General features: G+C 59.8%; 7 protein-coding genes. All 7 read right to left on the reverse strand.

What is annotated here, in order from left to right; translation table 11 throughout:
- On the reverse strand, positions 1-1,996 hold a 1,996-nt coding region (locus PMI22_RS15765; protein WP_007945671.1), incomplete at its 3' end, for a DUF6531 domain-containing protein.
- A gap of 260 nt (positions 1,997-2,256) precedes the next feature.
- Positions 2,257-3,900 (reverse strand): fatty acid--CoA ligase, encoded by a 1,644-nt coding sequence (locus PMI22_RS15760; protein WP_007945672.1) that lies wholly within the window; start codon positions 3,898-3,900, stop codon positions 2,257-2,259.
- 102 nt (positions 3,901-4,002) lie between these two features.
- On the reverse strand, positions 4,003-5,781 hold the full coding sequence (locus PMI22_RS15755) for an acyl-CoA dehydrogenase C-terminal domain-containing protein (RefSeq protein WP_007945674.1): 1,779 nt from the start codon (positions 5,779-5,781) through the stop codon (positions 4,003-4,005).
- Between the two features lie 7 nt (positions 5,782-5,788).
- The gene (locus PMI22_RS15750; RefSeq protein ID WP_007945675.1) at positions 5,789-8,323 is read right to left on the reverse strand and encodes an efflux RND transporter permease subunit; all 2,535 of its coding nucleotides are present in this window, start codon (positions 8,321-8,323) and stop codon (positions 5,789-5,791) included.
- Between the two features lie 15 nt (positions 8,324-8,338).
- On the reverse strand, positions 8,339-9,427 hold the full coding sequence (locus PMI22_RS15745) for a WD40/YVTN/BNR-like repeat-containing protein (protein WP_007945677.1): 1,089 nt from the start codon (positions 9,425-9,427) through the stop codon (positions 8,339-8,341).
- Between the two features lie 149 nt (positions 9,428-9,576).
- On the reverse strand, positions 9,577-10,935 hold the full coding sequence (locus PMI22_RS15740) for a DUF1329 domain-containing protein (RefSeq protein ID WP_007945678.1): 1,359 nt from the start codon (positions 10,933-10,935) through the stop codon (positions 9,577-9,579).
- Positions 10,936-10,976: 41 nt separating this feature from the next.
- Positions 10,977-11,551 (reverse strand): DUF1302 family protein (locus PMI22_RS15735; RefSeq protein WP_157214430.1); only part of this gene is annotated, 575 nt, incomplete at its 5' end.

An 11,551-nucleotide genomic window follows, 5' to 3' on the forward strand; every position in this document is an offset into this window, starting at 1 on the left:
GCACGGTGACGCTGCCGGCGTCATCCCAGACGTAGCGCGCGTCCATCTGCGCAAACGACGCCCAGTGGCGGATGCAGCGCGCCGCCTTGCCGGAGCGTTCCCACTCCCAGAAGAAACTCGCCCCGCCGGCCAGTTGCCGCTGGAGAATGACGTGCTGGTCGTCGTAGTCGTAGCGCTCACTTTCGCCGGCGGCGTTGGTGGCTTCGATCAGTTGCGCGCGTTCGTCGTAGGCGTAACTGACCAGGGTTTGCTCGGTCTTCCAGCACGCTTCAAGGGTCGGTGCCGGGACAAACACCTGATAGTCGACGGCGACCAAATGGCTGCGTTCATAGCGCAAACACAAGGCGCGGCCGGCGCCGTTGTCGAGGCGCTGGATGCGTTCCTGTCGGTCGCGAGTGATGCGCAGGCGGTTGTCGTACGCGTCGCTGATCGCTGTCATTCGGCCGTTGCGGAAGTGATAAAAACGCGCGTCGTCGCCGGCCTGGGCGAGGATCAGTTCTTCCGGTTCGTTGCCGAGGTAAATCGCCGCGCGGGACAGGCTGTTGTGGATCGTCGGGCGTTCGGCGGACGGCAGCGGGAACGTGGTGCGACGGTTTTCGTGGTCAGTCCAGATGACGCTGGCGCCGTCGATGTCCAGCCGATGGGAGAGCGAATGGCTCCAGCCAAACCCGAGGCCGCGGTCGATGTCGGCGGCGCTGGTGCGATAGAGCCGGGTGAAGTCGAACGGCAGGACACCGTCCAGCGCACCGTCGGTGAGGGTCAGCAGTTCTTCGCCGGTGACCATCGACACTGGGCATTTGTTGGTGGCGGTTTTATTGGCGGAATCGGCGGAGTCGCCGTTGGGATTTTTCGCCTGATCCGGAACGTTGTCGTGGGGTTCGTTTTGCTTGAGCGTGGTGTTGCGTTTGGCATCCCAGCGCAGTTGCATGCGGCCTTGTTTCAGACCTGCCGCGACTCCGCGTGCGGCGACCGTTTTGTAGCGGTCGACGTAGGTCATAAAGCGGTCGAGGATCGTGAAGATCGCTTTGATGAAGCCCGTTACGGCGCTGACGAACCGCGCGCCATGGTGGGCCAGGCGCAGGCCCAGATAAGCAATGCCCGCCCCCGCACCGGCGAAGGTCAGGACAATCCCGATCAGAAGGTCGATGAGCAATTGCACCACCAGCGTCGATGCAACCTCAGCAGTTTTACCGGCGATTTCGCTGGCTGGCAGCATGTCCAGCCAGAGGCTGGCGGTGCGCAGCAGTAAACAGAGTGCCGCTTCGTCACTGACCAGCAGCTGGACTTTTGCCATCGTTGCCGGAAAATCTTTTGCCAGCGTTGCCAATTGCTCGGCACCACTGCCCAACCTTCCAACGAACTTACGGGGATTCTGGAGAATGTCGGAAAGCAGGCTGATGCTGTCCCAAACACCCACAATCGCCTTCCAGCTTCCCGCCAGCAATCCGTTCCCGGCGGCCACAAAGGTCGACTGCGACCACTGCGGTTTAAACCCGGCCCACTCACCGCGCAGCCAGCCGTCCAGTTCTTTGGTCAGGCCGTCATAAGAGGCGAAAAGGTCTTCGATTTGAGTCGGGGTGACTTCGCTCTGAACATGAACCCGGTAGAACTTGCCGGGTGTCCCTACGAACTGCCCTTTACCGTTTTCATCAAGCTTGACCGGTGTGGTCTCGCCGCCATCCATGGCGATCACATCAACCGAAATGTTCCCCAATGGAATGTCATAAACCGATTCGAACTTGCTCTCGATCTCCAGAATTCCGCCGTCCGGACACTGCGCCACACTGGAGAAAAACCCATCGTCACCACTGCTGACCGCAGTCGTCGTACTCCCGAGTTTTATCAGCCGCTCCATGCCCATCAGCGACGGCAAATCAGCCGCACGGCTGGCCTGGTCCGCCGCCTGGTTAAACCAACGCTTCAGCTGTTCGCGGTAAAGCGTCAGCGTCTCCGGGAAACTGTCGAGTTCCTGCTCGATGCGGGCGATGGGGTTCATCAATGCACCGAACGGCAGGCAGTGGCGTGGTAAATCGGGTCGAACATGAGCAATCCCTCGCGCAGAAAATGGGGCGCGCGAGACTTTGCAGGGGATCAGTCAGGAAAGAAGTCGGAGAAGTAGGCGATGACTGTAGGGAAAATCCTTAAAAACTCTTCAACAATCAACAGGTAGGCCAAAACGCAAACGTGGCGTGAGGTTTCCCTCACGCCACGTTTGTTTTTCTACCTCAGGAGGCTAGAACCCAGCGGTTTCAACCTTCAGTTCGACGCGGTTTCCCGAATCAGCTTCTTGTTGATTTTCCCGACGCTGGTCTTTGGGATCTCGGCGACGAATTTGAACTGCTTGGGGATCGCCCACTTGTTGATGCGCCCACACTCGACAAACGTCAGCAGGTGCGCTTCGAGTATCTGCTTGTCGAGGTATTGCCCCGGCTCGCACACCACCATTGCCATGGGACGTTCGCCCCACTGCTCATCGACGATGCCGACGACTGCGACGGACATCACTGCCGCGTGTTCGCTGATCAGGCTCTCCAGTTCCAGCGAGCTGATCCACTCGCCGCCCGTCTTGATCACGTCTTTGATGCGGTCTTTGATTTCGACGCCACCCATCGGGTCGATCGAAGCCATGTCGCCGGTGTGCATCCAACCGTTAAGCCAGAGCTCGGCGCCCTTTTCCGGTTCCTTCAGATAACCCTGGGTCAGCCAAGGCGCGCGGACCACGATTTCGCCCAGGGACTCACCGTCATGGGCAACATCGTTGCCGCTGGCATCGACGATTTTCAGGTTAACCATGGGCACCGGCGTGCCGGTCTTGATGCGGGTAGCCAGTTGCTCTTGCATAGGCTGTTTAAGCACGTCATCACGCAGGTAACTCAGGCACAGAATCGGGCAGGTTTCCGACATGCCATAACCGGCGTGCACCACCATGCCTTTGGCACTGGCTTCGCTGGCGATTCCGTGAGTCAGAGCGCTGCCGCCCAGCAGCATTTTCCAGCCTTCAAAACGGGTCTGTTTCCCGGCTTCGCAGTTCAGGATCATCTGCAAAATGGTCGGTACGCAATGGGAAAAGGTGACCTTCTCCTCACGATAAAGCTTGACCAGGGTGTTGGGCTCATAGCGGCCCGGGTACACCTGTTTGATCCCCATCAGGGTGGCGACATACGGCACACCCCAGGCATGCACGTGAAACATCGGCGTGATGGGCATGTACACATCGTCGGAACGCAGCAGTGGCTGGCCTTGATAGACGCCCAGGGTGCCGACCGTATTCAAGGTGTGCAGGACCAATTGGCGGTGCGTGAAATACACCCCTTTTGGGTCGCCGGTGGTACCGGTGGTGTAGAACAGGGTGGCGACCGAGTTCTCATCGAAATCGGGGAATTCGTACTGGTCTGACGCCAGGGACAGCAGGTGCTCGTACTCACCCAACACCGGCAACGATGTTTCGGTAGCCGTGTCGTCCGTCAGTTGCAGGAAACCTTTGACGGTCGTGAGTTGGCCTTGGATCTGTTCGACCAGAGGCAGAAAATCATCATGCACCAACACCAGATCGTCTTCGGCGTGGTTCATGGTGAAGAGCACTTGATCCGGAGACAGACGGATATTCACCGTATGCAGCACCGCGCCGATCATCGGTACGGCAAAGAAGCATTCCAGGTAGCGATTGCTGTCCCAGTCGAGCAGCGCCACGGTGTCACCGGCTTTTACGCCGGCGGCCGTCAGGGCGTTTGCCAGTTTGCGAATGCGTTTGTTGAGCGTCTTGTAGTCGTAGCGCAGTTTGTCGGCATAGACGATTTCCCGACCCGGCTCATAGCGCTCACCGGACAGCAACAGTTGCTTGATCAGCAAGGGATAAGCATAGGCGCCTTCGGCGGGCGGAATTATTTTTGTCGCCATCATGATTCTGGTTCCTGAAACTTTTTATTGTTGGCTCAGTGCCCCTGAATGCACACGTTTGCAAACGACTCCCGGCGCGGTGCCGGGAGTCGCGGGGCATGGGGATCAGAACTGCGTTGCATCCAGCTCGTAGAGACACTCGCTGCCGGCCTTGACCGACGCGCTCAATGAATGGATGCGCGGCAGCAGGCGAGCGAAGTAGAAGCGTGCGGTGGCCAGTTTGCTGACGTAGAACTCGTCCTCGGCTTGCTTGCCAACGGAGGTCTTGGCCATCAGTGCCCACATGTAGGCATAGGCCACGTAGCCGAAGGCTTGCAGGTACTCGACCGAGGCCGCGCCGATTTCATTCGGGTTGGTTTTTGCCCGGTCAAGCACCCATGCGGTCAACTCGTCGAGGGTGTCCACGGCCGCGTTCAACGGCTTGCTGAACTCGTTGAGTTCCTCACTGGCGTTGGCGACGAAGTCACGAATTTCGGAGGCGAACAGGTTGTAAAGCGCCCCGCCACTGCCAACAATCTTGCGTCCGACCAGGTCCAGCGACTGGATGCCGTTGGTGCCTTCGTAGATCTGGGTGATGCGCACGTCACGCACCAGTTGCTCCTGGCCCCACTCGCGGATATAGCCGTGGCCGCCGAAAATCATCTGGCCGTGGAGGGTGGTTTCCAGACCCATGTCGGTCAGAAACGCCTTGGCCACCGGGGTCAGCAGCGACACCAACTCTTGCGCTCGTTTGCAGGTTGCCTCGTCTTCGCTGTACTTGGCGGTGTCCAGTTGCAGGGCCACGTAGCTGGAGAACGCACGACCGCCTTCGTTCAAGGCTTTCATGGTCAACAACATGCGCCGCACGTCCGGGTGGACGATGATCGGGTCGGCAGCCTTGTCCTTGTTCTGTGCACCCGTTGGCGAACGGCTTTGCAGACGGTCACGGGCGTATTCGACGGCGTTCTGATACGAACGCTCGCCCAGCGACAGCCCCTGAATGCCTACGCCCAGACGCTCGTAGTTCATCATGGTGAACATCGCCGCCAGGCCCTTGTTCGGCGCATCGACGATCCAGCCAGTGGCGCCGTCAAAGTTCATCACGCAGGTGGCGGATGCCTTGATGCCCATCTTGTGTTCGATGGAACCGCAGGACAGCGAATTGCGTTCGCCGAGTGAACCATCAGCGTTGACCAGGACTTTTGGCACCAGGAACAGCGAGATACCTTTCGGGCCTGCCGGTGCGTCCGGCAGTCGGGCCAGTACCAGGTGAATGATGTTTTCGGTCAGGTCGTGATCACCGCCCGTGATGAAAATTTTGCTGCCACTGACCTTGTAGCTGCCGTCGGCTTGAGGCTCGGCGCGGGTACGGATCATGCCCAGGTCGGTGCCGGCATGGGCCTCGGTCAGGCACATCGAACCGGTCCAGGTGCCGGCATACATGTTCGGCAGGTAACGTTCCTTGAGCTCTTCGCTGGCATGGGCATTGATCGACAGACACGCACCGGCGGTCAGCATCGGGTACAGGCCGAAGGACAGGCCGGCCGAATTGACCATCTCTTCGACCTGAGCCGAAATCGCCTTGGGCATGCCCATGCCACCAAACTGCGGATCACCACCGACGCCGACCCAACCGCCTTCGGCGAACGCCTGATACGCGGCGACAAAACCGTCTGGCGCGGTGACCGCGCCGTTGGTCCAGGTGCAGCCTTGTTCGTCGGCACTGCGGTTCAGCGGTGCGATCACTTCACCCGTGATCTTGCCGGCCTCTTCGAGGATCGCGGCAGCCGTCTCTTCGTCAATGACCTCGGCCAGGCCAGGCAAACTGGCCCATAGCCTGGATACCTCAAAGACTTCATTGAGGACGAAGCGCATGTCGCGCAAGGGAGCTTTGTATTCGGACATAGTGAACTTACTCAGGAGTAGTCAATGCATGAGGAACAGACGGAGTGTGCGAGGTGCCGGCTTCTTCGGCAGGCGTCCTCAGGTCATCCGCAGCTGGAAGTGTCTCCAGCGATTTTTCGCGCAACAGGAAGTACGACAGGGCTGGAATCAGGATCAGTGCGCCGAGCATGTTCCACAGGAACATGAACGTCAGCAGGATGCCCATGTCCGCCTGAAACTTGATCGGCGACCAGACCCAGCAGACCACGCCTGCCGCCAGGGTGATGCCGACCAGGCCAACGACGCGACCGGTGAACGCTACCGCGTTACGGTACGACTCGGACAGCGATAACCCTTGGCGCTGGAAGTGCAATTGCACACTTAGCAGGTACAACGCGTAGTCCACGCCGATCCCGACCCCCAATGCGATCACCGGCAAGGTTGCCACTTTCACGCCGATGCCCATGCCCACCATCAAGGCTTCGCAGAGGATCGAGGTCAGAACCAGTGGCAGCAGTGCGACCAGGGTGGCGCGCCAGCTACGGAAGGTGATCAGGCAGAACAGAGTCACCGCTGCGTAGACATACAGCAGCATCGTGTGATTCGCCTCGCGAACCACGATGTTGGTCGCCGCTTCGATACCGGCGCTACCGGCAGCCAGCAGGAACTGACGATCTTCGGTGCTGTTTTCCTTGGCAAACTTTTCGGCGATGGCAACTACCGAGTCCAGGGTCTCGGCCTTGTGGTCCTTGAGGAAAGCAATCACCGGCATCAACGAGCAATTGTTGTTGAACAGCTCCGGGGAGTTGACCGAGGCTTGCTGCGCGGCGTAGTTCAGGACGTCCTGGTTACGCTGGATGCTGTTGAGCTTGGGGTTGCCCTCGTAGGTACCGGCCGTGATTTGACGCACGGCGTTGACCAGCGACGTCGTCGCCCGCACACCCGGATTCTGTTGCAGTTCCCAGGCGAGACGGTCGGCCAGCACCAGCGTCTTGTAGTTCAGGCAGCCTTCCGGCGCGGTCTTGATCATCACCGCGAACAGGTCGCTGGACAGCGCGTAATGCTCGGTGATGTAAGCGTTGTCACGGTTGTAGCGCGAATCGGCACGCAGTTCCGGAGCACCACTTTCCAGGTCGCCGATCTTCAGGTTCAGGCTGACCATGAAGCCGCCGATGCCCATCAACAGCGCGACCAGTACTGCTCCGGTAGCCCACTTGCGGGTGGTGAAGCGGTCGAGTGCGTCCCACAATTTACCGAAGCCTTTGTGGCGGTCGGCGCGGGTGTCGATCTTCAGGGCGCGTTCGGCAGCCTTGGCGCCGACGCCGACATAAGACAGCGCCACTGGCATCAGCAACAGCGAGGTGAAAATCAATACCGCGACACCGATACTGGCAGTAATCGCCAGGTCCTGGATCACCGGAATGTCGATCAGCATCAACACGGCAAACCCAACGGCGTCGGCCAGCAATGCGGTGACGCCGGCAATGAACAAACGGCGGAAGGTGTAGCGTGCGGCGATCAGTTTGTGGGTGCCACGGGCAATGTCCTGCATGATGCCGTTCATCTTCTGCGCGGCGTGGGACACGCCGATGGCGAAGATCAGGAACGGCACCAGCACCGAGTACGGGTCGATGGCATAGCCCAGCCAGGCGACGATGCCCAGCTGCCAGACCACCGCGATCAGCGAACAGCCAACCACCAGCAAAGTGCTGCGAACGCAACGGGTGTAGGCGTAAATGATGATCAGCGAGGTGACCACGGCCAGGCCGAAGAACATCATCACCTGAATCAGGCCATCGATCAGGTCGCCCATCAATTTGGCGAAACCGATCACCCGGACCTTGTAGTGACCCTTGCCTTCTTCACCGGACTTGCGCGCGGCACTGTCACCGGCGTATTCAATCTTGTCGCGCAACTGCTCTTCGAGCATCTGCGAGAACTGGTGGTAGTTGATGCTCTGACCCGTGGCCGAGGCCTTGTCCAGCAGCGGCACGATCAGCATGCTGGATTTGAAATCGCTGGCCACCAGGCTGCCGACGATACCGGCACGGGAAATGTTCTGGCGCAGTTGCTCGATTTGTTCTGGCTTGCCCTCGTAGGTGTCGGGCATCACCGAGCCACCCTGGAAACCTTCCTCGGTGACTTCGGTCCAGCGCACCGACGGGCTCCACAACGACTTCATCCAGGCACGGTCGACGCCCTCGGTGAGGAACAACTGATCGTTGACCTGCTTGAGTACGTCCAGGTATTCAGGGTCGAAAATGTCGCCCTGGGTGTTTTCCACCACCACGCGCACCGAGTTACCCAAGCCGCGTAGGGAGGCGCGGTTTTCCAGGAAGTTCTGGATGTACGGCTGGCTCTGCGGAATCATTTTTTCGAAGCTGGGACGCAGCTCCAGACGGGTGACCGCCATGAAGCCCAGCACCACGGTGGCGAGCGCCATCATCAGCATGAATATAGGGCGGTAGTTGAACACCAGCCGCTCCAGCAGGTTGCCGGAACGACTGTCGAAATCACGCATGTCGCGGATCACCGGCATGGCTTCTTGTTTTATGTTGCCCATGTCTGGGTACTCGCTTTAAGGGTTCGAGGTCTTATCGACGGACAGCGCCAGGGCACCACGGAAACCACCCACTACCAGCGAGCCGTCGGAGGCCTCGGCGGCGCCGGCTACCGGTGTCGGTACGGGTTTCTGAACCAGGTGCAATTGCGCGCCAGTGCCCTGGCTGACCAGCATCTGCCCACCCAAGGTGAACAGACGGTAGTCGCCACGGTCATCGATGAGGCCGGCGGTGATGCTGATGCGCAGGCCGCTGTCCAGCGCGGTCCAATTCTGGCCGCCATCGGTGCTGCGCAATACGTTGCCGCGCAAGCCATAGACGAGCACTTCACCCGGCTTGCCCAGCACGCCGAAGAAACTGCCCTGGTACGGCGTCTGCAAGGCGGCGAAGCGCTGGCTGGCGTCATCCCATTTGAGCAACAGGCCCTGCTCGCCGGCGATGTACAAGCCGTCACCGGTGGAGGCGATGGCGTTCAGGTGAAAGCTTTGCGGGTTGTCGGTGCGGTCCTGATACGGGGTCCAGGTTTGGCCACCGTCTTCAGTGCGCAGAATCAGGTTGAACACGCCGACCACATAGCCGACCTGCTCATTGGCAAACCAGACGTCGAGCAAAGGTTTGTCCGCGCCCTGTTCGACCAGTCGCTGGCCTTCGTCGGCCCAGCGTGACCATTCTTCGTTGTCAGGTTGGGCACTCGCCAACGCACCATAATGCTTGACCAGTAACTCACCGATTTGACGGCCGTCCAATTGCTTGCGCCAGGTCACGCCAGCATCATCGCTGTGCAACACCACGCCATCATTGCCGACCGCCCAGCCTTCCCTGGCCGATGGAAAATTCACAGCACTGAGATCGGCACTCACTGGCACAGCTGCTTGCTGCCAGTGTTTACCGCTGTCATCTGAATAGAGAATGTGTCCACGCTGCCCGACGGCTACCAATCGGTCGCCTGCGCGGGTCATGCCGGACAACGGACTTTTGACTGCCAACGCACTGACTTTGGCGGGCAGATCCAGCACATCGATATAGCCGGCCGCCTGAGTGACGCCCTGCGACAAGACAAGCACGGCGCCGAACGCCAATTGCAGGTACTTTTTATACGAACCCATACCGCGTCCTCTTGGGAAAACCGCGTCAGGGACTGCAACGTGCAGCCCGACGTTAAAAACTGTCGCCGCGACGATCGGCTTGCACCGATCTGCGCGTGGTCACACGGCCTTGTGGGCCGTGGACCTTTGGACGCTTTGTTACGGTTTGCTTAGCGAATGCCGGCGCCCGCCAGGGACTCCGACGACCACTGTGCCTTGGAGAGCGGATCGATGTACTTGATGCCGCCGTACGGGCCGACTACGCCGTTGATGTTGTAGGAACCGCCCACCAGGTCATAGATCATGAACGGAGTGGAGTCAGGAACCTGCTTGTCATAGCTTTGGCTGAGGAAGGCGAACGAACCACGGTAGAGCTGACCACGGGCGTCATATTGATCCGAGGCCAAAGCGGTCCAGCTGTCTTCGTCAAGGTAGAAGCGACGCTTCTGGTAGATGTGACGAGCGCCGGCCTTGAGGTTGCCCTCGACCACCCATACACGGTGTTTTTCCCAACGCACGAACTCTGGGGCCAGGTGGTTCGGAGTCGTGATCGACTTCGGATCCTGGACGTAGGTCAGCTTGTAGGTGTTGTACGGCACGATCATTTCCTGCTTGCCGACCAACTTCCAGTCGTAGCGATCCAGCGCACCGTTGAACACGAAGACGTCGTCGTAAGTGCCTGCACCCGAAGTGCCTGGGTTGGGCGTGTCGTAGGCCAGGTTCGGCGCCAGCTTGACCCGGCGCTGGCCCGGCAGGTACTGCCAGGCGCGACGTGGCTGTTGCAACGGGTTGGCGGCGTCCTTGAGCATCATCGCTTCGCCGGCACGGCGTGAAGGACCGGTGTACGACAGCTTCATCTGGTAGTACACGTCGGCACTGCTGATCGGCTGCGCCAGGTTTTCGTAGATCGGGTAGGAAATGAACGCCTGTCCGGTGGTCGCCAGGCTTGGAACACCGGCGGAGTCAACGTTCCAGGAATCGTACTTGGAGCTGATGCTCACGCCCTGATAACGCAACAGGAAGTTCCACATCGCTTCGTTACCCGATTGCGGGATCGGGAACGGTATGCCCGGCAGCACGTTGTCGATGGCCAGGCCACCTTCCAGGGACTTGGCGCCGGTGGCGTTTTTCACGCCGTTATCGAGGATCGCTTGAGGCAGCGAGACGGTACGGTGAGTCGGGTACACGTCGACCTTGAAGGTCGGGAAACGCTTGGCCAGTTCCACGGTCGTTGCGCTGAGCAGGCCCTTGTACTGATCAACGTTTTTGCCATCGATGACCAGCACCGGTTTTTCGTTGGCAAACGGATCCGGACGCATGCTGTCACCGGATTTGAAGCTGGCCGGTGCGGTGGTCAGGCCGCCGGCATAGGCGGGGATGGAGCCATCGGCATTACCGGCTTTTTCAGCGCCGACCAGGGTCAGGTTGGCGCCCAGTTTGGCGGCGTCTTGAGCCGATACTGCGGCGTGGGCCTGGGCGGCGACGATCATCGCCAGCGAGGCGGCCAACACGGTTTGTGCACATTTCACGTTATCGTTCTCCTGCTTACGTTGAGTAAGCGAGCGGTGAATCAGAAGGTTGTTTTCATCGTCAGGTAAACAGCGCCACGATCCTCGGTCGTTGCACCACCACCGGAGAAGGACGAGTAGCCACCGGCGTAACAGGCGTAGTTTTCGTTGCCACTAAAGGCGTTCGGCGTCGAGCCATCGCCACCGTTCGGGCCGGTGCTTACGCCACTGGTATTGCACTTGTCGGTTTGGCCGAAGGCGTCCACGTACTTCAGGTCGACAAAGTATTTGTTGTACACAATGGCACCGACGCCGATGGCGTAGTTGCCGGTGTCCTTGGCACCGCCACCGGACACCGGCGACACGCCGTCCAGGCCGACGTTGACGGACACTGGCGCGTTGAGGTCGACACCGGGGAACACCTGGTACCAGGTCGGGGTGAAGTTGACCGCCAGGCCCCAGTTGTCCCGGGTCGGCTGGTCGATGCCGCGATAGGTGCCTTTGCCTTTGTAGAGCGCTTCATTCTTGTCATCGAGGCTCAGCAGGTTGCTGTAGTACAGTTCGGCCAGCAGGGTGGCCGAATCGGACAGCGGTGTTTTCGGCAGGGTCAACAGACCGTTAAGGGTCCAGTGCAAGG

Source organism: Pseudomonas sp. GM21 (genome assembly GCF_000282215.1).
In the GTDB taxonomy this organism is placed as follows: Bacteria; Pseudomonadota; Gammaproteobacteria; order Pseudomonadales; family Pseudomonadaceae; genus Aquipseudomonas.